Annotated in this window: 24 protein-coding genes; 18 read left to right on the top strand and 6 right to left on the bottom strand. The window is 71.2% G+C overall.

All coding sequences use genetic code 11. The features are described 5' to 3' along the window. Positions 1-104: 104 nt before the first annotated feature. From AC1ROY_RS14875 to AC1ROY_RS14840, 8 genes are read left to right on the top strand one after another with little or no spacing between them, the layout of a single operon-like run. Positions 105-2102 carry a proton-conducting transporter transmembrane domain-containing protein gene (locus AC1ROY_RS14875; protein ID WP_493149624.1) on the top strand — a complete coding sequence of 666 codons (1998 nt, stop codon included), beginning with the start codon at positions 105-107 and terminating at the stop codon, positions 2100-2102. After that, positions 2102-3064 carry a respiratory chain complex I subunit 1 family protein gene (locus tag AC1ROY_RS14870; protein ID WP_493149623.1) on the top strand — a complete coding sequence of 321 codons (963 nt, stop codon included), beginning with the start codon at positions 2102-2104 and terminating at the stop codon, positions 3062-3064. The genes AC1ROY_RS14875 and AC1ROY_RS14870 overlap by 1 nt, the downstream gene beginning before the upstream one ends. Continuing rightward, a complete protein-coding gene (locus AC1ROY_RS14865; protein ID WP_493149622.1) occupies positions 3064-3732 on the top strand; it encodes a hydrogenase-4 component E in 669 nt (222 codons plus the stop codon). The genes AC1ROY_RS14870 and AC1ROY_RS14865 overlap by 1 nt, the downstream gene beginning before the upstream one ends. After that, positions 3729-5150 (top strand): proton-conducting transporter transmembrane domain-containing protein, encoded by a 1422-nt coding sequence (locus AC1ROY_RS14860; RefSeq protein WP_493149621.1) that lies wholly within the window; start codon positions 3729-3731, stop codon positions 5148-5150. Before AC1ROY_RS14865 ends, AC1ROY_RS14860 begins: the two co-directional genes overlap by 4 nt. After that, positions 5147-6646 (top strand): hydrogenase large subunit, encoded by a 1500-nt coding sequence (locus tag AC1ROY_RS14855; protein WP_493149620.1) that lies wholly within the window; start codon positions 5147-5149, stop codon positions 6644-6646. Before AC1ROY_RS14860 ends, AC1ROY_RS14855 begins: the two co-directional genes overlap by 4 nt. After that, positions 6643-7005 carry a glyoxalase superfamily protein gene (locus AC1ROY_RS14850; RefSeq protein ID WP_493149619.1) on the top strand — a complete coding sequence of 121 codons (363 nt, stop codon included), beginning with the start codon at positions 6643-6645 and terminating at the stop codon, positions 7003-7005. Before AC1ROY_RS14855 ends, AC1ROY_RS14850 begins: the two co-directional genes overlap by 4 nt. After that, entirely contained in the window at positions 7005-7523 is a 519-nt protein-coding gene (locus tag AC1ROY_RS14845; RefSeq protein ID WP_493149618.1) for an NADH-quinone oxidoreductase subunit B family protein, read from the top strand. Before AC1ROY_RS14850 ends, AC1ROY_RS14845 begins: the two co-directional genes overlap by 1 nt. A gap of 18 nt (positions 7524-7541) precedes the next feature. Next, a complete protein-coding gene (locus AC1ROY_RS14840; RefSeq protein WP_493149617.1) occupies positions 7542-8363 on the top strand; it encodes a DUF429 domain-containing protein in 822 nt (273 codons plus the stop codon). Here the strand turns inward: AC1ROY_RS14840 and AC1ROY_RS14835 are convergent, their stop codons facing one another. From AC1ROY_RS14835 to AC1ROY_RS14815, 5 genes are read right to left on the bottom strand one after another with little or no spacing between them, the layout of a single operon-like run. Next, positions 8364-8819: a GNAT family N-acetyltransferase gene (locus AC1ROY_RS14835; RefSeq protein ID WP_493149616.1), complete on the bottom strand. Its 456-nt coding sequence runs from the start codon at positions 8817-8819 to the stop codon at positions 8364-8366. Positions 8820-8864: 45 nt separating this feature from the next. Further along, positions 8865-9452 carry a DUF1194 domain-containing protein gene (locus AC1ROY_RS14830; RefSeq protein ID WP_493149615.1) on the bottom strand — a complete coding sequence of 196 codons (588 nt, stop codon included), beginning with the start codon at positions 9450-9452 and terminating at the stop codon, positions 8865-8867. Beyond that, positions 9449-10375 carry a peptidoglycan-binding protein gene (locus AC1ROY_RS14825; RefSeq protein WP_493149614.1) on the bottom strand — a complete coding sequence of 309 codons (927 nt, stop codon included), beginning with the start codon at positions 10373-10375 and terminating at the stop codon, positions 9449-9451. Before AC1ROY_RS14825 ends, AC1ROY_RS14830 begins: the two co-directional genes overlap by 4 nt. Further along, positions 10372-10950, bottom strand: coding sequence for a hypothetical protein (locus AC1ROY_RS14820; protein ID WP_493149613.1), 579 nt, complete (start codon positions 10948-10950; stop codon positions 10372-10374). Before AC1ROY_RS14820 ends, AC1ROY_RS14825 begins: the two co-directional genes overlap by 4 nt. Continuing rightward, positions 10947-12344 carry a hypothetical protein gene (locus AC1ROY_RS14815; RefSeq protein WP_493149612.1) on the bottom strand — a complete coding sequence of 466 codons (1398 nt, stop codon included), beginning with the start codon at positions 12342-12344 and terminating at the stop codon, positions 10947-10949. Before AC1ROY_RS14815 ends, AC1ROY_RS14820 begins: the two co-directional genes overlap by 4 nt. 163 nt (positions 12345-12507) lie before the next feature. Here AC1ROY_RS14815 and AC1ROY_RS14810 point away from each other — a divergent pair, with 163 nt between their 5' ends. After that, the gene (locus AC1ROY_RS14810; protein ID WP_493149611.1) at positions 12508-12831 is read left to right on the top strand and encodes a hypothetical protein; all 324 of its coding nucleotides are present in this window, start codon (positions 12508-12510) and stop codon (positions 12829-12831) included. Between the two features lie 106 nt (positions 12832-12937). On the opposite strand, the gene AC1ROY_RS14805 is transcribed toward AC1ROY_RS14810, so the two are convergent. Beyond that, positions 12938-13969: an aspartate-semialdehyde dehydrogenase gene (locus tag AC1ROY_RS14805; protein WP_493149610.1), complete on the bottom strand. Its 1032-nt coding sequence runs from the start codon at positions 13967-13969 to the stop codon at positions 12938-12940. A gap of 142 nt (positions 13970-14111) precedes the next feature. Here AC1ROY_RS14805 and pqqA point away from each other — a divergent pair, with 142 nt between their 5' ends. The 9 genes from pqqA to mgtA all read left to right on the top strand — a co-directional run bounded on the left by pqqA (position 14112) and on the right by mgtA (position 22853). Then, positions 14112-14192, top strand: coding sequence for a pyrroloquinoline quinone precursor peptide PqqA (pqqA, locus tag AC1ROY_RS14800; RefSeq protein ID WP_131549351.1), 81 nt, complete (start codon positions 14112-14114; stop codon positions 14190-14192). A gap of 34 nt (positions 14193-14226) precedes the next feature. Next, positions 14227-15132 (top strand): pyrroloquinoline quinone biosynthesis protein PqqB, encoded by a 906-nt coding sequence (gene pqqB / locus AC1ROY_RS14795; protein ID WP_493149609.1) that lies wholly within the window; start codon positions 14227-14229, stop codon positions 15130-15132. Continuing rightward, a complete protein-coding gene (gene pqqC, locus AC1ROY_RS14790; protein ID WP_493149608.1) occupies positions 15129-15851 on the top strand; it encodes a pyrroloquinoline-quinone synthase PqqC in 723 nt (240 codons plus the stop codon). The genes pqqB and pqqC overlap by 4 nt, the downstream gene beginning before the upstream one ends. Positions 15852-15909: 58 nt before the next feature. After that, positions 15910-16167 carry a pyrroloquinoline quinone biosynthesis peptide chaperone PqqD gene (pqqD, locus tag AC1ROY_RS14785; protein WP_493149607.1) on the top strand — a complete coding sequence of 86 codons (258 nt, stop codon included), beginning with the start codon at positions 15910-15912 and terminating at the stop codon, positions 16165-16167. Then, positions 16164-17240, top strand: coding sequence for a pyrroloquinoline quinone biosynthesis protein PqqE (gene pqqE / locus AC1ROY_RS14780; RefSeq protein WP_493149606.1), 1077 nt, complete (start codon positions 16164-16166; stop codon positions 17238-17240). The genes pqqD and pqqE overlap by 4 nt, the downstream gene beginning before the upstream one ends. A gap of 94 nt (positions 17241-17334) precedes the next feature. Next, positions 17335-18555 carry a PQQ-dependent sugar dehydrogenase gene (locus tag AC1ROY_RS14775; protein WP_493149605.1) on the top strand — a complete coding sequence of 407 codons (1221 nt, stop codon included), beginning with the start codon at positions 17335-17337 and terminating at the stop codon, positions 18553-18555. Next, on the top strand, positions 18555-19142 hold the full coding sequence (locus AC1ROY_RS14770) for a c-type cytochrome (RefSeq protein WP_493149604.1): 588 nt from the start codon (positions 18555-18557) through the stop codon (positions 19140-19142). The genes AC1ROY_RS14775 and AC1ROY_RS14770 overlap by 1 nt, the downstream gene beginning before the upstream one ends. Before the next feature lie 117 nt (positions 19143-19259). Then, positions 19260-20237 carry a hypothetical protein gene (locus tag AC1ROY_RS14765; protein ID WP_493149603.1) on the top strand — a complete coding sequence of 326 codons (978 nt, stop codon included), beginning with the start codon at positions 19260-19262 and terminating at the stop codon, positions 20235-20237. 72 nt (positions 20238-20309) lie between these two features. Beyond that, on the top strand, positions 20310-22853 hold the full coding sequence (mgtA, locus tag AC1ROY_RS14760; protein ID WP_493149602.1) for a magnesium-translocating P-type ATPase: 2544 nt from the start codon (positions 20310-20312) through the stop codon (positions 22851-22853). Positions 22854-22885 lie beyond the last annotated feature (32 nt).

The raw sequence follows: 22885 nt of genomic DNA, 5'->3' as shown, positions 1-22885 counted from the left end.
ATTTGGCGAAAGTCCAGAGCGTTGCGCTCGCCCCTGGGCCCCTTGGCCCCTAAACTCCTGATCATGCGGATGCGAATCGGAGCCTTTGGGGGAAGGTCGAGGGCGTGCTGACGCTCCTGGGCCTTTGTTTCCTGGCGCTCCTGGGCCTCGCGGTGCTGGGCGGTTCCGGCCGGGCGCCGCGGGCCATGTTCCTCGGCTGCGCGGCCTGCGTGGCGGGGCTGGGCCTGGCCGGCGGCATGGCCCTGGCGGGCGGGGAGCTGACGACGACGCCCCTGCCGATCGGGCCGCCCTGGGCGCCCTCGCTGATCGCCGTGGATGCGCTCTCGGCCTGGTTCCTGCTGATCCTGGCGCTGGTCGGCGTCCCGGCCTCCCTCTTCGCCGCCGCCTCGCCGCCCCCGCCGCGAGCCGAGGGCGCGGCCTTCCCGCTCTTCCTGGCGGGGATGGCAGCGGTGCTCGTCGCGGCCGACGGGTTTTCCCTCCTGCTGGGTTTCGAGGCCATGTCGCTGGCCTCCTGGGGGCTGCTCGCGGCGCGGCATCCGCAGGGGCCGGGCCGCCGGACGGCGCGGCTCTACCTGGGCTTCGCGATCTTCTCCGGCCTCTGCCTGATCGCCGGCTTCGCGCTGCTGGCGCCGGCGGGGCTCGGCTTCGCCGCGATCCGCTCGGCGCCGCCGGAAGGCTGGCGCGCGGGGGCCGTGCTGGTCTTCGTCCTGCTCGGCGCGGGCTCCAAGATCGGCCTGGTGCCCTTCCATGTCTGGCTGCCGCTGGCCCATCCGGCGGCGGCGACGCCCGTCTCGGCGCTGATGTCCGGTGCGATGGTGAAGGTCGCGCTCTATGTGATGCTGCGGATGCTGCTGGATCTCTGCGGCCCGGCCCAGCCGCTCTGGTGGGGGCTGCCGCTGATGGCGGTGGGGGCGGCGACGGCGCTGATCGGCGCGCTCCGCGCCAATCTGGAGCAGGACATCAAGGCGGCGTTGGCCTGCTCCACGCTGGAGAACATGGGGCTGACGGTGCTGGGGCTGGGCCTCGCGCTGGTCTTCCGGGGCGCGGATCTGCGGCCGCTGGCGGCCCTGGCCCTTTCGGCCGTGCTGCTGCACGCGCTGAACCATGCCGGCTTCAAGGCGCTGCTCTTCCTCTGTGCGGGGGCGGTGGCGAGCCTCGCCGGCAGCCGCGATCCGGACCGGCTGGGCGGCCTCATCCATCGCATGCCCTGGGTGGCCGGCTGCGCCATGCTGGGCGCGGCCTCGGCGGCCGCGCTGCCGCCCTTCTCGGGCTTCGCGAGCGAGTGGCTGCTGCTGCAATCGCTGATCCAGGGCTTCCGGGTGGCGGAGATGTCGGTCCAGCTCCTCGCGGCGGCGGTGCTGGCGGTGGCGGGCATGGCGATCGGGCTGGCGGCGGCGGCGATGGTGCGCTTCCTCGGCCTCGTCTTCCTGGGCCGGCCCCGCACCCCGAAGGCCGCGGGCGCCGCCGACGCGACGGGGCTGATGCGGGCCGCGCTGCTCATCCCGGCCGCGGCGAGCGCGGCGCTGGCCGTGCTGGCGGCGCCGATGCTGGCGCTGGCGGGCGGCGCGATCCGCGTGCTGCTGGGGGAGAATGCCCATGCCCCCGTCGCAGGCTTCGATCTGGCGCTGGGCGAGGTGGGCGCGCGCTACGCCCCCTGGGCCACGGCCGCCCTGCTGGCGCTGGCGGTCGGCCTGATCTGGCTTGCGGTCCGGCGCCGCTCGAAGCTGGAGCCCACGCGCGGCCCGGCCTGGGCCTGCGGCTTCCTGCCGCCGCCGCCACACCTGCCCTTCGGCGATCCGCTGAGCCAGGTGAGCGCGGCCGGCCTCGGCCAACCCATCCGGCGGAGCCTCGGCGCCGTCGCGCTCGCGCTCCATGAGCAGCACGTAGCGGCCGCTCCCGGCTCGGCCTTGCCCGCAACCTTGCGCGTGGACGCCGAGGACCGCGGCTTCACCCAGATGCTCTATCCGCTGGCGCGCGCCCGCCGGGCCCTGTCGCGCGAGGCGGAGCTGCTGCGCAACCTGACCCTGCGCGCCTACCTCGCCATCGCCTTCGGCACGCTGATCCTGCTGCTGGCGCTGGTCGCCTGGCTGGAGCGCGGCTGATGCTCACGGCCTTCGGCAGCCTCATCACCCAGCTCCTGCACGTCGCGCTGATCCTGGCGGCGGCGCCGGTGCTCGTGGGCCTGGTGCGCTGGCTGAAGGCGCGGCTGATGGGGCGGCGCGGGCCGCACCTCCTCCAGCCCTGGCGCGACCTCCTCAAGCTGTTGCGCAAGCGCCCGGTGCTGGCCGAGACCGCCAGCGTGGTCTCGCAGGCGGCGCCCTACCTGGCGTTGGGCGCCACGGCGCTCGCCGCCGCGCTGATCCCGAGCTTCGCCCAGGGCATGCTGCTCGCGCCGATGGCCGACCTCGTGCTGATCGGCGGGCTGCTGGCGCTCGCGCGGGTCTGCCTGGCGCTGAACGGCCACGACGCCGGCACGCCCTTCGGCGGCATGGGCGCAGCGCGCGAGATGACCTTCGCCGTCTTCGCCGAGCCCGCGCTGCTGGTCTGCGTGATGGTCTTCGCCGTGCTGGCGGGCGGCTCCAACCTCGACGCGATCGCCGCGGTGCTGCGCGAGGGGAATCTGGGCCTGCGCGTCTCGCTGCTCTTCGCGGCGATGTCGCTGATCGCGGTGACGCTGGCGGAGAACGCCCGCATCCCCGTGGACAATCCGGCGACGCATCTGGAGCTCACCATGGTCCACGAGGCGATGCTGCTGGAGGCTTCCGGGCGGCACCTCGCGGTCTGGGAGATGCAGGCGGCGGTGAAGCTGACGCTCTGGCTCGCCCTCCTGGCCGCGATCTTCTTGCCCTTCGGCACGGCGCCGGCGGGGAGCGGGCCGCTGGCCTGGGCCATCGGCCTGGGGCTCTGGCTGGTCAAGATGGGCGTGCTGGCGCTGGGGCTGGCCTTCTTCGAAAGCGCCATCGCGAAGATGCGCGTCTTCCGAGTGCCCGACTTCCTGGGCGGCGCGCTGCTGCTGGCGCTGCTGGCCGCCGCGCTGATCTTCGTCTCGACAGGGCTGGCCTGATGGGGTTCGGCCAGCTCCCCTACGACGTGGCGCATGTGCTGGGCGGCGCCATGCTGCTCGTCTCCTTCGTCCTGCTCTACCAGCGGCGCACCGCGGCCCTGGTGAACGCGCTGGCGCTGCAGGGCGTGCTGCTGGGGGCCGCCGCCGTCTGGCAGGGCTACGTCCAGGGCGCGCCGCAGCTCTACGTCACCGGGCTGATCGCGCTGGCGGCCAAGGGCGTCGCCATTCCGCTCTTCCTGCGCCGGATGGTCCAGAGCCGCATGCCCGACCGCGCCGTGGAGCCGGCCGGAAGCATCGGCCTCAGCATGCTGGGCGGCGTGCTGCTGGTCGCGCTTTCCGTCCTCGTCGTGCTGCCGGCGACGACCGGCGCCCAGGCCCTGGCGCGCGAGGACCTCGCCATCGCGCTCTCCATCGTGCTGCTGGGGCTGCTGACCATGCTGACGCGGCGCAGCGCCCTGGGCCAGGTGGCCGGGCTGATGACGCTGGAGAACGGGCTGGTGCTGGGCGCGGTCGGCGTGGCCGGCATGCCGCTGGTGATCGAGATTTCCACCGCGGGCCTCGTGCTGGTCGTCATCGTCATCGCCAGCTTCTTCGCCCGCCTGCTGCGCGAGCGCTTCGACAGCCTCGACACCGACATGCTCCACCCGCACCGGGGCGAGGGGCCATGAACCTCGCCGACGTCATGGTGCTGCTGCCGCTGCTCGCGGCCGCGCTGGTGGCGATGGTGCCGGGCCTGGCGCCGCAGCTCAACATCGCGGCCTCGGCGGGGTCGCTGGCGCTCGCGCTGCTGATGCTGGCGGCCGGGCCGGTCGGCGAGGGGCTGCTGCGCGCGGACGCGCTGAACCTGCCGATGGTGCTGGCCGGCGCGATCGTGGGCCTGGGCACCGCGATCTTCTCGGCGCAGGACGTGGTGCATGAGGGCTTCGACCGCCGCCGCACGCGCTACTTCCACGTGGCCTTCCAGGGCTTCATGGCGACGCATTTCCTGGCCCTGCTCTCCGACAACCTCGGCATCATGTGGGTGGCGATCGAGGCCGGCACGCTGGCCTGCGTGCTGGTGGTGGCGCTGCCCCGCACGCCCTCCGCGATCGAGGCGGCCTGGAAGTTCTTCATCCTGTGCAGCGTGGGGATCGCGCTGGCGCTCTTCGGCATCATCGTGCTGGCGCTGGCGGCGCAGCCGCTGCTGGGCCATGGCGAGCAGCTTTCCTACGCCGCGCTGCGCGCCGTGGCGGCACGCGCCGATCCGGGCCTGCTGAACCTCGCCTTCATCTTCCTGCTGGTGGGCTTCGGCACCAAGGCGGGGCTGGTGCCGCTGCATTCCTGGCTGCCCGATGCGCATGCGGAAGGGCCGACGCCCATCGCCGCCGTGCTCTCGGGGCTGCTGCTCAATTCGGCCATGATCGGCATCCTCCGCAGCAAGGCGATCGTCGGCGCCAACCCCGCGGTCATCGCGCCCGGCGGCTTCCTGCTGGCGATGGGCTTCGCCACGCTGCTGCTGGCCGGCTTTTCCCTGTGGCGCCGGCGCGACGCCAAGCGGCTCTTCGGCTGGAGCAGCATCGAGCACATGGGCGTCGTCGCCATTGCCTTCGGCATCGGCGGCGTGCCGGGGCACATGGCGGGGCTGCTGCACCTCTGGGGCCATTCGCTGGTGAAGCCGGCGACCTTCTTCGCCGTCGGCCGCGCGGTGCGGCTGAAGGGCGCCCAGAATATCGAGGCGATCGGCGGACTCACCGCCACGCATCCGGCGCTGGGCTGGGGGCTGGCGCTCTGCATGGCGGCGCTGGCCGGCCTGCCGCCCTTCAGCCTCTTCGCCTCCGAGCTGCTGCTGGCGACCGAGACGGGCCGCGTCTGGCCCTGGCTGCTGCCGCTGCTGGTCTTCGGGCTGCTGATGGCCGGGACGGCGCTGCTGCACGCCATGCAGCGCCTCTGCTTCGGCGCGCCGACGCCCGAGCCCGTGGCGATGCGCAGCGGCCTCGCCACGCTGCTGCCGCTCTGGATCAACCTGCTGCTGGCGGCGCTGCTGGCGCTGGCCTTGCCGGCGCCGCTCGCCGCCATGCTGCTCGAAGCCGCGAGGTCGCTGTCGTGAGCGCGCGGGAGATCATCGAGGGCGGCCTGCCCGCGGGATGCCGGCCCTGGCCGCGCTACCTGCTCGACCCGGCGCGGTGGTCGCGGCTGCGCGACGCGCTGGCCGCCGAGCCCGGCTTCGCGCTGCTGGGCCTCTGGGGCGAGCCGGGGATGGCGCATGCTGCCTTCCTCGACGCGGCTGACATGGGGGTGATCCTGGCCTCCGTCGCCGCGACGGAGGGATGGATCCCGGCCCTCTCGCCCGTCCGGCCCGCCGCCGCCTGGTTCGAGCGCGGGCTGCGCGACCTCTGGGCCATCGGCGCGGAGGGCGGCACCGACGGACGCCCCTGGCTCGACCACGGGCGCTGGCCGCTGCTGGGCCCGCTCTCCGGACGACCGGCAAGGCACGAGCCGGACCCCTGGCCCATGGAGTTCCTGCCGGTGGAGGGCGCGGGCGTCCACGTCGTCCCGGTCGGCCCCATCCATGCCGGCATCATCGAGCCCGGGCATTTCCGCTTCCACATCCAGGGCGAGATCATCGTCCGGCTGGAGACGCGGCTGGGCTACCTGCACAAAGGCATCCTCACGCTGATCCAGGGCAAGTCGCCGCGGGCGGCGGCGCGCTTTGCCGCTCGACTCTCGGGCGACAGCACGGTCGCGCACGGCATCGCCTTCGCCCGCGCGGCCGAGGCGGCGCTGGGCGTGGAGATCCCGCTGCGTTCGGTGGCGATCCGTGCGGTGATGCTGGAGCTGGAGCGGCTGCACAACCATCTCAACGACCTCGGTTTCATCGCCAACGACGCGGCCTTCGCGGTGATCCATGCGCGGGCGGGCCTGCTGCGCGAGGGGCTGCTGCGCGCGAATTTTTCGGCCTTCGGCCACCGGCTGATGATGGACCGGGTGATGCCCGGCGGCGTGGCGCAGGACCTAGCGCCAGAGGGAATTGTGGTCCTGCTCGATGCGCTCGCCGCAGTCGCGGCGGAGCTCCCTGTGCTGCTGCGCTACTACGACGATCATGCGAGCCTGCAGGACCGCGTGCTCGGCACCGGGATCATGCAGGCCGACCTCGTCGCCGCTTTCGCGCCGGGCGGGGTCGTCGGCCGTGCCGCTGGCCGCGCCTTCGACGCGCGGCTGTTGTCCCGCGAGCTGCCGCCGGGCGAATTGATCACCCAAGCGGGCGCGGACGTCGATGCCCGCTGGCGCCAGCGCCACGCCGAGGCGCTGCAGTCCATCGCGCTGCTGCAATCCTGGCTGCCCGCGCTGCCGGAGGGCGAGGCGCTCACCATCCCGATGCCGCATGCCGGCGGCGAGGGCGTGGCCCTGGTCGAGGGCTTCCGCGGCGAATGCCTGGCCTGGATGCGGCTGGACGATGGCGGCCTCATCGAGGCCTGCTACCTGCGCGATCCCTCCTGGCTGCACTGGCCATTGCTGGAGGCGGCGGTGATCGGCAACATCGTCGCCGACTTCCCGCTCATCAACAAAAGCATCAACGGCAGCTACAGCGGAGTGGATCTATGAGCCCGCAATCCGTCACCCCCACCCTGCGCATCTTCGACGTCGCCAAGGCGCGCGAGTTCTATGTGGACTTCCTCGGCTTCGCCTGGGACTGGGAGCATCGCTTCGAGGAGTGGGCGCCGCTCTACGCGCAGGTCTCGCGCGGGTCCGTGACGCTGCACCTCACTGAGCATTACGGCGACGCCAGCCCTGGTGCCAACATTCGCATCCTCACCGGCGACATCGCGGCGCTGCACGCCGAGATCACGGCCAAGGCCTACCCCTATGCGCGCCCAGGGCTGGAGACCGTGCCCTGGGGCGAGCGGCAGATCCGCATCACCGACCCTTTCCACAACCGGCTGATCTTCTGGGCGCCCGACTGATGCTCTGGCCCAAGCTCGCGCGCTGCCTGGTCTCGCGCCCAGTCACCGATCCCCCGCCGCCCGTCGCGCCGGAGATCGTGTCCGAGCTGCGCGCGCGGCTGGAGGAGTCGGCGCAGGTTCGGCTGGGCCGCTCGCTGGCCATCCGCCAGGTGGATGCCGGCAGCTGCAACGCCTGCGAGCTCGAGATCAACGCGCTGCAGAACGTGGTGCATGACCTGGAGCGCTTCGGCCTGCGCTTCGTGGCGAGTCCCCGCCACGCCGACATCCTGCTCGTCACCGGCCCGCTGACGCGCAACATGGCCGAGGCGCTGCTCCGCGCCCGTGCCGCGACGCCGGACCCGATGTGGGTCGTGGCGCTCGGCGACTGCGCGGTGGATGGCGGGGTGTTCAAGGGCAGCTACGCCGTGCTCGGCGGGGTGGAGGCGGCGTTGCCGGTGGATCTCGTGATCCCGGGCTGCCCGCCCTCGCCGACGCAGATCCTGGAGGGGCTGGTGGCGCTGATCGAGGCGCATGGGTGACGCAAAGGGCTGCCGCGGATGGATACCTACATTGGCTTTGACTCTGCCTGGGCCAACAATCCACGGGCACCCGGAGCGATTTGCGCGTTGTGTGTGGATGCGGGCCACCCCCTCCGGTTCCACCCGCCCCAACTCGCTTCCTTTGAGGAGGCGCTGACGTTCATCCGCCGGGTTCAATCGGACAACGGCATCACGATCGTGGCATTGGATCAGCCGACGATCGTTCCTAACCCGACCAGCATGCGCCCAGTTGAGCGTGTCGCAGCATCCGTGATCAGCTGGCTCGGAGGCGGCGTACAGCCCGCCAATCGCGGACGCAAAGGAATGTTCTGCGACGACTCGCCGATCTGGCGCTTCCTAAGTGAACTCGATGCCGTCGAGGATCCGGAACAGGCTAGGGCAGCGAGTACCGGCCTCTACCTTATAGAGGTATTTCCAGCCTTGGCGCTCCCCTCCTTCGAGACGGAATTCTGTGGGCCCAAGAAGGGGCCTCGATACAATCCTGGACGACGAAAGACGTTCAAGCCGATGGATTGGGGGCGTGTGGCGACCACCGCAGCGCGCGAGGCCACAGCATTCGGATGCGAGGAACTCGCCGAATGGTGTCGCGATGCGGCCGGCGTCAGTCTGCCGAAAAAGGCTGAACAGGACCGGTTGGATGCGGCGCTGTGCCTCTTGGTGGCGCTGAGTTGGCGCATCCGTCCGCGCGACGCATCGATCCTATTGGGCGACCTCGCCACCGGCTACATGGTCCTGCCCAATAGCGTCGAGGTTCGTGCGCGTCTGTCGATCGCTGCCCGGAAGTGTTCAGTTCCGATTGATGGGTTGCTTTCGGCCTAACTACAGTTGCTTTGTGTACACCAGGAAGCCGTAGTGCTGCGCCACCTTGTCGTAGAGCATCCGTCCCGCCGCGTTGGTCGTGTGCGTCTGCCAGTAGACCCGCGGGCAGCCCGCCGCCCGTGCCCGCTCGTAGACGCCCTCGATGAGCGCCCGGCCGACACCCTTGCCGCGTGAGGCCGGCGTCGTGAAGAGATCCTGCAGGTAGCAGGTCGGCGCGATCAACGTCGTGCTGCGGTGGAAGAGAAAATTCGTCAGGCCGAGCAGCGCGCCGTCGCTCTCGGCGACGAGGCCGAAGACCGGCTCATAGGCGTCGAAGAAGCGCGACCAGGTCATGTCCGTGATGTCAGGGTCCAGCGCCGTGTCGCCCTCGCGGCCATAGAAGGCGTTGTAGCCGTCCCAGAGGGTCAGCCACTTCTCGAAGTCGTCGCGGACGACGGGGCGGATGGTGACGGGCATGCGAAGCTTCCTCCGCCGCCATCCTCCGGGCTTGCGCCCGCGGCTTCAAGGGGCGCCGGCCAGCTCCAGCGTCACCTTGCGGCGGATCGCGACGGCGAAGCTCGGCCAGTCCGGCGCCTCCATCACGAAGCCGCCCATCGTGACCGCGTTCTCGCGCAGCCAGTCGCCCGCGCGCGTGGAGGCGACGCCGATCGCGTTGATGCGCACGCCGCGGGCCTCGGCGCGTCCGCGTGCCTCCTGCGCGCGGCGCGGGTTCGCCTCGCCGTCGGTCGCGAGGTCGATCACCCGCTGGTCGGCGTCGCAGGGCGCGGCGTCGAGCCGCTCCATGGCGGCGATCAGCGCTCCGCCGATATCGGTGCCCGAGGGGATGCCGCGCGGCGCCTCGCGCAAGGCGGCCGCGAAGCCGGCGGCGTCGGCCTCGTCGCGCAGGATGCGCCAGGCGACCATCTCGCGCGTGCTGTCGCTGAAGGAGAGCGCGGTGACGGCGACGCCGTCGCCATTCGCGATGGCCCGGTGCACGACGGCATCCTCGAAGGCGGCGGCGTGGCCCTGCGTCTGCAGCTGCCACTCGGGCGGAAGAATGGAAGCGCTGGCGTCAAGCAGCAGCACCAGCGCGAGAGCACACGCGCTCATGGCAGCAATTCCCAGAGACTCGGCGTGGCGTCGCCCGGTCGCTCACCTCCGGCAAAAAGCGCATAGGTATCGCCCAGATGGGCGATGAACGTGTCAGCGTGCCAAACGTTGCCACGCTTGGTTCCTATCAGGCCCCACGGATTCGATGCATCGGAATTCATACGCAGGCTGCCGGCATTGTAGGCCATGGCGACCAGCGGCGGGTCGAAGCGTGTCGCGGCCTGCGACTGGCGCCTGATATAGGCCGCGCCGGCCGCGGCGGAGACCGCCGGATCGAGCAGCTTCCGGCGGTCCAGCGTGGGATCGGACAGCGCCTCGCGCGCCGTCGAGATCAGGGTCTGCATCAGCCCGGGCGAGACGCGGTTGGGCGTCGCGGCGTCCGAGGTGAAGCCGGGCTCCTCGCGGATCGCATCGGCGCGGCCGGCGCTCTCAGTGCAGGCGGTGGCGATCAGCAGCTCGACGGGCACGGTGAAGCGCGTGGCCGCCGCCTCCAGCGCCTCGCGATGCGTGGACCAGCAGCGCGCGGCGATGTCGGGCCTGGCGTTGCGGCGCGCGCCGTTCTCGCCCTCGAGCTCGATGCCGGCGCGCGTCAGGCGCCAGCGGTTGCGGCCGTTGCCGACCGGCGCGCCATGGGCCTCGACCAGCGCGGGGAGGAAAGGGCGCAGCCCGTCCTGCCAGGGGCGCTCGCGCTTCAGCACGGGCTGGCCGGTGAGGCGCGTCCAGGTGAGGGGACCCACCACGCCGTCTGCCGACAGCCGCTCGCGGCGCTGATAGGCGGCGACGGCGTCGCGCGTGGCAGGGCCGAAGACGCCGTCGGCGTCGCCGCGCAGGGCGCCGGCGCGGATCAGTGCGAGCTGGGCGGTGCGGACATCCTCGCCGCGGATCAGCGGGAGGCGGAAATCGAGGTTGCGCTCGAGCATCATGGCGTGGCTCCGCAATGGGGGATGGTGGCGATGCGGCGGGCGAGGTCGGCGGCCTCGCGCGATCCGGCGGGGGCGAGGGGCAGGCCCCCTCGGGCGGCGGCGCAGCGCCGGGCATCGGGGCCGGCGCCGGGACGCGCTGCGAGGAGCGCGGCGCGGGCGCCGAGGAGGGGTGAGCCGGCCGCAGCGGCAGCCTCCGCGGCCTCACGCGTGCCTTCGCCTGGCGCGGACAGCTCCGCGAGGCAGAGGCGCGCCTGGGCTTCCCCGGCCGCCAGCTTCGGATCGGGCATCAGCGCGCGGGCGGCGGCGTAGGAAGCGGCCGCGCAGGGCAGGTGGTCGCGCAGGGCCGGGCAGGCGGCACCGGGCGCGCGGGCGGCCATGGCGAGGGACATGCAGGCCTCGGCGCGCAGCAGGTGCAGGCGGGGGCAGGCGTCATGCCCGGCGGGGCAGGCGACCGGCTCGGCGGCGATCTCCACCGGGCCCGCGTGCTCCCAGCGGGCGAGCTGCGCGATCGGTGGATCGATCAGGCTGGCGACCGGCGCGCAGCCTGCGAGCAGGAGGGCGACAGGCCACCTCATGGCGTCAGCCCCGCCAGCAGCGGGACCGGGTCCGTATGGGTCTCGCGCAACTCGCCGAGCAGCAGGGCAAGCGCCTGGAGGGCCGCCTGCGCCGGCTCTGCGCCGGGCTGCGGCAAGGTCACGCGAGCTGCGGCATCCGGGCGGATTCCCGGCGCGGCGCCGTTCAGCGACTGCGCGACGCGGGCCACGAGGTCCGGCGCGAGATCGGCCTCCACGCGGTCCTCCAGCAGGGCGCGGCGGAATTCGGCGAGGCCCTGGGCGGCCTCGGCCGGGCTCGCGAAGCCGGGATATCGGGCCCAGAGCCGGTCGGCCGCGTCCTCGCGCAGGCAGGTGTCGAGCAGGCCGGCGAGGAAGCCCGGCTCGGCCAGCCGCGGCATGAAGAGGCGCGCGAAGATGGGCGCATCGGCGAGGCGGAGCTCGGCCGAGGCGGGGGTGATGGCGCCCGGCTCGAAGAGCGCCGGGTCGTGTGGCGCGTCGAGGAGCTGCGCGCGGAAGCGGCGCCAGGCGGCCGCGCCCAGGTTCCAGCCCAGGCCGAGCAGCATCGCCACGCCCGCGAGCGGCCCGCCGGCGGCGGCCGGCAGCAGCGGCGCCGCGGCGCGGAGCAGCGAGGATAGCGGACCGTCGCGCCCGGTCAGGGTGCCGAGCGCGGATTGGAGCGAGCCGAGGTCCGCCTGGCTGCCGAGCGCGCGAGCCGCGCTCAGCGCCTGCTCGGCCTGGTCCAGCCAGGAGGCGGCCTGGGCGGGGATCACCCCCGCTGGCAGGGCCGGGCCGAGGCGCTGGACCAGGATCCGCGCGACGGAGAGGTGCTGCTCCAGCGCGGCCATTACCTCGGCGATGCGGGAAGGCTGCCCGGCCTGGGCGGCCGCCTCGCGCGCCGCGGCCTCGCTGCTGCGCAGCGCCTCGTTGGCGCGCTGCTGGCCCTCGAGCGCATCGCCGAGGCGGCGGGCGGCCTGGGCTTCGGGGGTCGTGGAGCGGGCGCCGAAGTAGTAGCCGAAGACGCCGGCGATGATGCCGTTCACATAGCCGGCGACGGCGTCGTTCAGCGCCAGACTCTGGCTGAAGAGCAGCAGCGGCAGGCCGATCACGCCGACGATCAGCGCCAGCAGCGCGCGGACCGTGCCCTCGGGCAAAGCGAGCGGGAGGTCGCGGAGCGCGGCCATCTGCTCGGGGGTGGTGGCGGGATCACGCAGGAGCGTGAAACAGCGCGAGGCGAGCCACCAGAGGAAGGCCGCGAAGCCGAGGCCGACGAGGAAGACCAGCAGCGCAGCGAGCGTGCCGGGGGCGCTGAGAAGCGGGCCCGGGCCGATCCCGGCGAGGCGGGCGCAGAACAGGACGGAGACGGCGGAGAGGCCGATCAGCAGGATCTTGAGGGGGGTGGCGAGGAAGCTGGGCAAGGGGAGGACCTCCAGGCGGGAGGTCGTTATGTTCCTATTTTGTTCTCATTTGCAAGGAAAATTAAGAACTCCGTCCTAGGTTTTCCCCTTGGCGAGACCGGCGCCGTTAGGACCGCCTTAGCCGTTGGCGCCCATGATGGGTGAACCTCCAAAGGAAATATCCATGCATTTCATGCGCTTCGTATTGATCGCCGGCTTCGGCATCCTGCTGGCTGCGCCCGCCTGGGCGCAGTCCAACAACCCGGACTTCATCCTGAACAATCGTGGGAATGTGGTCATCAACGAGGTGTATGTCTCGTCGTCCCGCGTCAGCAGCTGGGGCAGTGATCGCCTCGGCCAGACCGTCCTGCCGCCGGGCCGCGGCCTGAACGTCGTGCTGCCGGCGGGGCAATGCGTGAACGACATCCGCGTGGTCTATGCGAACGGCCAGTCGAGCGAGCGCCGGCAGGTGAACACGTGCAATCTGACGGAGGTGAACTTCCCGTGAGCGATGCGGGATCCGCCCCCCATCCGAATTCCTGAAGGTATTGGGTCCCAGGGGCCTCTCGGCCTTTGGCAGGGGGTGCGGAGGACGGCGTCCCCCGCGTTCCGCCTCAGGCCGTCTGCTTCGTCAGCAGCCCCTGGCGGTGCAGCTCCTCGGCGATCTGCACGGCGTTCAGCGCCGCGCCCTTGCGCAGGTTGTCGGCCACGCACCAGAAGGCCAGACCATGCGGCACGGTCGGGTCCTTGCGCAGGCGGGACACGAAGACCTCGTCGTCGCCGGCCGCGTCGAGCGGCGTGATGTAGCCGCCGTCCTCGCGCTTGTCGAAGACGGAGACCCCTGGCGCCTTCTTCAGCGCCGCGGTCGCCTGCGCCACGGTGATGGGGGTCTCGAATTCCACGTGGATCGCCTCGGCATGGCCGATGAAGACCGGCACGCGCACGCAGGTGGCGATGACCTGGATGTCGGGGTCGAGGATCTTCCGGGTCTCGACCGACATCTTCCACTCCTCCTTCGTGGCGCCGTCCTCCACGAAGCGGTCGATGTGCGGGATGACGTTGAAGGCGATGGGCTTGGTGAACTGCTCCACCGTCGGCATGTCGTGCACGAAGCTGCCCTTGGTCTGGTTGAAGAGCTCGTCCATGCCCTCCTTCCCGGCACCGGAGACGGACTGGTAGGTCGAGACCACCACGCGCTTGATGCGGGCGATGTCGTGCAGCGGCTTCAGCGCGACCACCATCTGGATGGTGCTGCAGTTTGGGTTGGCGATGATGTTGCGCTTGCGGAAGCGGGCGAGGGCCTGCGGGTTCACCTCGGGCACGACCAGCGGCACGCCCGGCTCCATGCGGAACTGGCTGGTGTTGTCGATGACGACGCAGCCCTGCTCGGCGGCGCGCGGCGCGTGGATGGCCGAGACGGCGGCGCCGGGGCTGAAGAGCGCGATGTCCGTGCCGGTGAAGTCGTAGGTCTCGAGGTTGCGCATCTTCAGCACGGTGTCGTCGCCGAAGCTCACCTCCTGGCCGACGGACCGGAAGGAGGCGAGGGCGATCACCTCGGAGACCGGGAATTTCCGCTCGGCCAGGATCTTCAGCAGCTCGCGCCCCACCGCGCCGGTAGCACCCACGATCGCGACCCTATAGGCCATGGCTTCATCTCCGGAAGGTCAGGGGCGGGCTTTAGGCCCGAAAGATCAACCGCGTCCAGCGATCAGGGTTCTTGATGGATGCTGGCAATGCCGCCATGTTCGAGGCGCCGGCGATCTGCCGGTCCAAATCGGGAGTATCGTCATGGCCTGGAAGAAGCCCCGCATCGTCGAAGTGTCGCTGGCGCTCGAGATCAACAGCTACGCCTGCGCCGAGATCGGCTGAGGTCCTGCCCGGGCGTTGAGCCTGGGCCCTTCACATGTTGCGCGCGATCGTGCTGGGCGCGGGGGCCGGAGGCGGCTTCCCGCAATGGAACTCGGCGGGCCCGGGCTGCAGGCGTTCGCGCGCGGGTGACATCCTGGCCAAGCCGCGGAGCCAGGCGTCGCTGGCGGTCAGTGCCGATGGCGAGCACTGGGCGGTGGTGAATGCCTCGCCAGACCTGCGCCAGCAGATCGCAGCCACGCCGGCGCTGCATCCCCGGGATAAACCCCTGCGCAACTCGCCGATATCGGCCGTGGTGCTGACGGGGGCCGAGGTCGACACGCTGGCGGGGCTGCTGACGTTGCGCGAGCGCCAGCCCTTTCGTCTTTATGCCGCCGCGCCGGGACTGGCGGTCCTGGACGAAAATCCCATCTTCCGGGCGCTGAACTCCGATTTCGTGACGCGCGAGGAGATGGCGCTGAACACCCCCTTCGCTCCCGCTGCCGGCCTGACCTTCGAGGCCTATCCCGTGCCGGGAAAGGTCCCGCTCTTCGCCGAGGCCGGCGAGGATCCGGGCGTGGCCGAGGAGGGCGAGGCGGTCGGCCTCGCCATCTCCGCGGGCGGCGCCACGCTCCACTACATCCCCGGCTGCGCGATGATGACGCCGGCCTTGTCCGAGCGCCTGCGCGGTGCGGCCTGCGTGATGTTCGACGGCACGCTCTTCACCGATGACGAGATGATCGTCGCCGGCGCTGGCCCCAAGACCGGCCGCCGCATGGGCCACATGCCCATCACGGGCGAGGGCGGCTCGCTCGAAGCCTTCGAGGGTCTGGGCGTCGCGCGCCGCATCTACGTCCATCTCAACAACACGAACCCCGCCTTGCTGGACGACAGCCCGGAGCGCGCTCACCTCGCCGCGAAGGGCTGGGACGTCGCCGAGGACGGGATGGAGATCACCCTGTGAAGCCCGTCAGCCCTGAGGAACTGGAAGCCGAGCTGCGGGCCATCGGCGCCGAGCGCTACCACATCCTGCACCCCTTCCACCGGTTGCTGCACACGGGGCAACTGACGAAGCCGCAGGTCCAGGCCTGGGCGCTCAACCGCTACTACTATCAGGCGAGCATCCCCGCGAAGGACGCCTCGCTCCTCGCGCGCCTTCCCACGACGGAACTGCGCCGCGAATGGCGCCGCCGCATCGAGGATCACGACGGCGACGGCACCAAGCCCGGCGGCGTCGAGCGCTGGCTGGTGCTGACCGACAGCCTCGGCATCGATCGCGACTACGTGGTCTCGCTGGCCGGCCTGCTCCCCGGCACGCGCTTCGCCGTGGACGCATACGTGCATTTCGTGCGCGAGCGCAGCATCCTTGAGGCCATCGCCTCCTCGCTGACGGAGATGTTCTCGCCCAACATCATCCAGGAGCGCGTCGCCGGCATGCTGCGCGGCTACGACTTCGTGAGCGAGGCGACGCTGGCCTATTTCACGCCACGCCTCACCCAGGCGCCGCAGGACGTGGATTTCGCGCTCTCCTACGTGAAGGCGCATGCCGACACCCGCGAGAAGCAGGAGCTCTGCCTCGCCGCGCTGCGCTTCAAATGCGACCTGCTCTGGGCGCAGCTCGACGCGCTGCACTTCGCCTATGTGGAGCCCGGCCTGCCGCCGCCCGGCGCCTACCGGCCATGAAGCTTTGCGCCGCCGATTCACGCCTTCGCGCAAGCGCGCTCCGGCGATCGGAGGCGGCGTGACCCCGCGCTTCGCCCCCGGTGTCCGCCTGCATGAGGACAAGGCCCGGTCGCGTTGGATCGTCATGGCGCCGGAGCGCATGTTCATCCCCGACGAGACCGCGCTGGAAGTCCTGCGCCTCGTGGACGGGCAGCGCGACGAGGCCGCCATTGTCGCGCTGCTCGCGGAAAAATTCGCGGCTCCCGCCGAGGAGATCGGCGCCGACGTGGCCGAGATGCTGCGCGACCTCGTCGTCAAGGGCGCGCTCCAGGGATGAGCGCGATCGAGCCTCCGCTGGCGCTGCTCGCGGAGCTCACGCATCGCTGCCCGCTGCGCTGCCCCTACTGCTCCAACCCGACCGAGCTGGCCCGCGCACGGGACGAGCTGACCACCACCGAATGGGCCCGCGTCTTCCGCGAGGCGGCGGCGCTCGGCTGCCTGCAGCTTCATCTCTCCGGCGGCGAGCCCACCGCGCGGCGCGACATCGTCGAGATATCGGCGGCGGCGCGCGAGGCCGGGCTCTACGCCAATCTCATCACATCCGGCGTGCTGCTCGACGCTGACCTGATGGCGCGGCTGGTCGAGGCCGGGCTCGACCATGTCCAGCTCTCCGTGCAGGACGCGGACGAGGCGGGGGCCGATCGGATCGGCGGGATGCGCGGCGCCCAGCCGAAGAAGCGCCAGGCCGCCGCGCTGGTGCGCGCCTTCGGCCTGCCGCTCACCCTCAATGCCGTCGTCCACCGGCAGAACCTGCACAACCTGCCGCAGCTCATCGAGATCGCGCTGGACTGGGGCGCGCAGCGGCTCGAGGTCGCGCATGTGCAGTATTACGGCTGGGCCCTCGCCAACCGCGACGCGCTGCTGCCCACCCGCGCGCAGCTCGACGTCGCGACACGCATCGTGGACGACGCACGATTGGCGAATCGTGGACGCCTCGTCATCGACTATGTGGTTCCGGATTACCACGCGGCGCGGCCGAAAGCCTGCATGGGCGGCTGGGGACGGCGTTTCCTGGCGATCTCGCCGAAGGGCGAAATCCTGCCCTGCCACGCGGCGAAGTCCATCGCCGGCATGACCTTTCCGAACGTCCGGGACACGTCGCTGGAGGCGGCCTGGTCCGGCAGCGACGCCTTCAACGCCTTCCGCGGCACGGCCTGGATGCCCAAGCCCTGCCAGGGCTGTGCGCATGCCGAGCGCGACTGGGGCGGCTGCCGCTGCCAAGCCTTCGCGCTGACGGGGGACGCCGCCGCGACCGATCCGGCCTGCGCGCTCTCGCCGCATCACGGGCTTCTGGCCGCGGCCGTGGCCGATGCCCGCGAGTCGCAATTTAGGTACCGCGAATTCTCCTGACGGATGCATGGCTGCGGCAGTACGGGCTTGCAACCCATGCCGTTTTCGTCATTCCATCCGCGGGCTTGCCCGCAGGGCAGCAGGGAGAGAAATCATGACCATGAAACGCCTTCTGCTCGGCATGGCCGCGGCGATGATTGCCGGCCCCGCTCTTGCGCAAACGCCCGCACCCGCGGCCGTCCCGGGATGGGCCGTGGGCCGCCCCGAGGGCTCCACCCTCGCTCCGCACGGGCCGACCTTGACGGTGACGCCCGTCGACCGGCTGCCGGTCGCAGCGCTTCGCCTGCCGCCGGGCTTCGCCGCGGCGGTCTTCGCGCATGGCATCCCCGGCGCGCGCGCCATGGCGGAAGGCCCGAACGGCACCGTCTTCGCCGGCAGCCGCGTGATCGGGCGCGTCTACGCCATCACCCGCAATCCCGACGGCACGACGCGCACGCGCGTCATCGCGCAGGGGCTGAACAACCCCAACGGCATCGTGATGGTGGGCAACAGCCTCTTCGTGCTCGCGCTCAACCGGGTGCTTCGCTACGACAACATCGAGGCCAATCTCGACAATGTCCCCGCGCCGGTGGAGCTGACGCAGGCCTTCGGCCTGCCGGGCGAGGCGGATCACGGCGGCAACCATTTCTGGAAGGTCGCTTCGCTCGGACCGGACGGCCGGATCTATACGAACGTCGGAGCGCCCTGCAACATCTGCAGCATCGACCGCGAGCGCTTCGCGCTGCTGGTCTCCTTCAACCCCGATGGCAGCGACCGGCGGATCGAGGCGCGCGGCGTGCGCAACAGCGTGGGCCTGGCGCACCATCCGGTGACGCGTGAGCTCTGGGCCACCAATCACGGCCGCGACTGGGCCGGCAACGACGTGCCGAACGACACGCTCATCCGCGTCCGCCGCACCGGCGAGGATCACGGCTATCCCTTCTGCGTCGGCAGCTGGGCCGATCCGCAGGAGAATGCCGGGCGCAACTGCAGCGAGTTCGCGCAGCCCTCCGCCCTGCTGGGCGGCCATGTCGCGCCGATCGGCATGCGCTTCTACACCGGCACGATGTTTCCCGAGGCCTATCGCAACCAGATCTTCATCGCCCGCCGCGGCTCCTGGAACCGGGAGCGGATGAGCGGCTACGACGTGGTGGTGGCGAAGCTCGACGCGCAGGGCAACGTGACCGGCGTCGAGCCCTTCATGACGGGCCTGCTGGACGAGGCCAACCAGCGCTTCCTCGGCCGTCCGGTGGATGTCCAGGTGCTGCGCGACGGATCCCTGCTGGTCGCGGACGAGCAGATGGGCGCGATCTACCGCATCACCTATCGCCAGTGATGCTCGTTCGACTGCTGGCGGCGGCCCTTCTGGCCGCCGCGACTTCTGGGGCGGCGCTGGCGCAGGATGCCCGGCGCGGCGCCGAGCTGGCCCGCGAGACCTGCGTCATGTGCCATGGCGAGAACGGCCGCAGCCAGACGGAGGACATCCCCTCGCTGGCCGGGCAGCCGGCGGATTTCATCACGCTGCAGATGATCCTGTTCCGCGAGGGCATCCGCCAGGTGCCGGCGATGAACCAGTTCGCCGCCAACATGCCGGATCGCGACGTCGAGGACCTCGCCGCCTTCTTCGCCAGCCTGCCGCCCGGCCCGCCGGACGACCGCCGGCCGCGCGATGCGGCGCTTTTCGCCGCAGGCCAGGCGCTGATCGGGCCGCGCCATTGCGGAACCTGCCATGTGGCCGACTTCGGCGGCCGGGCGCAGATCCCGCGCATCGCCGCCCAGCGCGAGGAGTTCCTGGCCCGCACGATGGTCGAGTACCGGGAGGGCCGGCGCGCCGGTGCCGACACGCAGATGAACGGCGCGGTCGTCGGGCTGTCCAACGCCGATATCGCCGCCATCGCCCATTTCCTCGCGCATCAGGACTGATCGCGGCCGGCAGGGTTCGATGACAGCTGTCGTCATTCCGCGCGTCCCTGCAACCTCCGTGTAGCCGAAGCGGCCTCAGACAGGAGGTCACACACCGCTTCGGAACCGGAAGAGCCCATGCCCAGCCTGACCAGGATCACCATCGGCACGCGAATCGCGGCCTTGTCTGAGCAGGCGGGTGAAAAGGAAGCGAAGCGCCGCCAGGCACTCTCCATCCTGGAGGAGGAGCAGAGGAAGGCGAGGGACAACCATCGCGACTATGTGGAGCTGATGCGCCGCACCGAGACCCGCGCACAGACCATGCTCGAGTCGGTCGAGCTGATCGTGAAGAGCCAGTTCAATTCGATGGAGGTGAAGAAGGACACGGCGACGAAGGGCCTGAGGGCCATTCAGAAGCTGCACCGCGACCTCGTGGAGTACGACCGGCAATATCCGGGCTATCAGGAGGAATGGCGCGGCTTCGGGACCCTCTTCAAGGAGCAGGTGGAAGCGCTGGGGGCCGCGAGCGCCTATGAAGGGCTGCTGGCGCAGCGGGCGGAGGAGATCGCCGCCATCAAGGAGGTGCGCTCGGTCATCGAGAAGTTCGACGCCCTGGAGCGAAGGGCGACCGGCTGGATCCTCGATGCCCAGAGGCGCGCCGACCCCGCGCGCGACGCGTCCGAGCTCGTCGACAGGTTGGAGGGCCAGTTCGTGCGCATGCACAACGAGAAACGGGCCTTTGATCAGGTCTATTCCTCCCTGAAGGACAAGATCAGGAAGTTCGACGGCATGGAGGCGGTGAAGAAATCCCTTGCCGACATCCGGCAGAAGCGGAAGGTCCAGAAGCCGTTCTTCAACAGGATCGACGCGGTCTACAGCGAGGTGGCGGCGCAGTTCGCCGTCTTCCGGAAGCATGTCGACGGCATGCTGGAGGAGGAGAAGCGGCTGCACCGGATCAAGACCGAGGGCTCGGAATTCCGGTCGCGGGACAGCGAGCGGCAGCACGACGACATCGTCGGGATCGTGAAGGACGTCGCGCTGAAGCAGCGGGAGTGCGAGGCGGCCTTCGCGGAGATCACCAAGGACCATCGCAGCCTGAAGGCGAATGTGGGGTGACCGGCGCGGGTTACCTGGCGCCCAAGGATTGACCCATGGCCCGGCCATGCCGGGCCACCTATGCTGTCCGCCATGGATGACGCCGGTATCGATCCCTTCTGGGCCCTGACGCCGGCGGAGGCGCTCGGGCGGCTCGGCGTGACCGAGGCCGGGCTGAGCGCCGAGGAGGCCGCCCGGCGCAAGGAGCGCTTCGGGCCCAACGTCGCTTCGGTCCACGCAAAGAAGCGTCTCGCCGCCAAGCTGCTGCGGCGGCTGATCGAGCCGCTGATCGCCATCCTCATCGTGGCCGCCGTGCTCTCCGGCCTGACGGGCGACGTGGCGAGCATGCTCATCATCTTCCTCATCCTCGCCGTCTCGATCGGGCTCGACCTCTTCCAGGAAGGGCGGGCCGAGGCCGCGGCCGAGGCGCTGCGGCGCTCGGTGGCCCTCCAGGCCCGGGCGCTGCGCGACGGGAAGCTGGTTCCCGTGCCGACCGAGGCGCTGGTCCCCGGCGACATCCTCGAGCTGCATGCCGGCGACCTCGTGCCGGCTGACGGCATCCTGCTCGCCGCCGCCGACCTCCGCGCGCAGGAGGCGCTGCTGACCGGCGAGCCCTATCCGGTGGAGAAGCTTCCCGGCCCGACCCAGGCCAAGGGCCCGGCCGAGGCGCGGGGGGCGCTCTTCGCCGGTACCGCGCTGATCACCGGCGAGGGCCGGATGCTGGTCACCGCCACGGGAGCGGCCACGCGCTTCGGCGCCATCGCGGCAGCGCTGGAGGGCGACGCGCCGCCGACCGCCTTCCAGGTCGGGCTGCACCGGTTGGGCATCCTGATCCTGCGGCTGACGATCTTCCTGGTGCTCTTCGTGCTCGTGACGCATCTGGCCTTCGGGCGGCCGGCGCTGGAATCCTTCCTCTTCGCCATCGCGCTGGCCGTCGGCCTCACGCCCGAGCTGCTGCCGATGATCACCACCGTCACCCTCGCGCGCGGGGCGCAGCGCATGGCGCGCCGGCGCGTGGTGGTGAAGCGGCTGGCCGCCATCCATGACCTCGGCGCCATGGACGTCTTCTGCACGGACAAGACCGGCACGCTGACCGAGGCCTGCATTGCCCTTGCCCAGCATCCCGGTCCCGACGGCCAGCCCAGCGCCCGGGTGCTGGAGCTGGCGGTGGTGAACGCCCGCTTCGAGACCGGCGTGCGCAGCCCGTTGGACGACGCGATCCTGGCCGGGACGGAGGGCATCGGCGCCGGCTGGACCCGGATCGCCGACATCCCCTTCGATTTCGAGCGCCGCCGTGTCTCCGTCCTGGCCGAGCATGGGGGCCGCCGCTTCCTGGTGGCGAAGGGCTCGCCGGAGGAGCTGCTGGCCTGCGCCACCGCCGTGGAAGGGCCGGATGGCGCGCCGCTTCCGCTCGACGACGAGGCTCGCGCGAAGCTGACGGCGCAGGTCGAGGCGCTGGCGGGGCAGGGGCTCCGCTGCCTCGGCGTCGCCTGGCGGGAGATGCCCGCGGACAAGGACCGTTGCTCGGTCCAGGAGGACGAGTGCGAGCTCGTCTGGGCCGGGCTCTGCGCCTTCGAGGATCCGCCCAAGCCCAGCGCCGCCGCCGCGATCGCGCGCCTGGCTGCCCTGGGTGTGAAGGTGAAGGTCATCTCCGGCGATGCCGCGCCGGTGCTGCGCCATCTGGTGCAGGCGCTGAACCTGCCCGTGCAGGGCCTGCTGACCGGCGAGGAGATCGCGAAGCTGACCGACGCCGCGCTCTCCGCCCGAGTAGAGACCACCGACCTCTTCGCCCGCGTCTCGCCGGACCAGAAGGCGCGCGTCATCCGCGCCCTGCAGTCGCGCGGCCATGTGGTGGGCTTCCTGGGCGACGGCATCAACGACGCGCCGGCGATCCGGACCGCGGATTGCGGCCTCTCCGTCGCCGACGCGTCGGACGTGGCGCGGGCGGCGGCCTGCATGATCCTGCTGGAGCAGGACCTGGGCGTGGTGGCGGACGGCGTGGCGGAGGGCCGGCGGACCTATGCGAACATCCAGAAGTACATCCGCATGGGCACCTCCTCGAACTTCGGGAACATGCTCTCCATGGCGGCGGCCTCGCTGTTCATCCCCTTCCTGCCGCTCACCCCGGTGCAGGTGCTGCTGAACAACCTGCTCTACGACATCAGCGAGCTCGGCATTCCCTTCGACGCCGTGGACGAGGCCGAGACCGCCGAGCCGCACGGATGGAGCATGGCGGCGGTGCTGCGCTTCACCCTGGTGATGGGCCCGCTCTCCTCGATCTTCGACATCGCGACCTTCGCCATCCTGCGGCTGGGCTTCGACGCGCCGCCGGAGATGTTCCACACCGCCTGGTTCGTGGAATCCATGGCGACCCAGGTGCTGGTGGTCTTCGTGATCCGCACCGGCGGCCCGGCCTGGGCGAGCCGGCCGCACCCCTGGCTGGTCCTGTCCTCGCTGGGCGCGCTGGCGGTGGCGATGGTCCTCGCCTTCTCGCCACTGGGCCATGTGGTCGGCTTCACCGCGCTGCCGGGGATGCTGCTCGGGCTGATCGCAGCGCTGGTGCTGGGCTACCTTGCGGCGGCCGAGGGGCTCAAGCGGGTGGCGCTTCGGGATGCTGCGTTGCGGAAGGCGAGTTGAGCCGCCGCTGCGCCCGGTCTATCCCTGCCGCC

It is taken from the genome of Roseococcus sp. GW821-FHT12F05 (genome assembly GCF_058806835.1).
The sequence above is the reverse complement of the archived record's forward strand: the minus strand, read 5'-3'. Positions and strand labels throughout refer to the sequence as shown.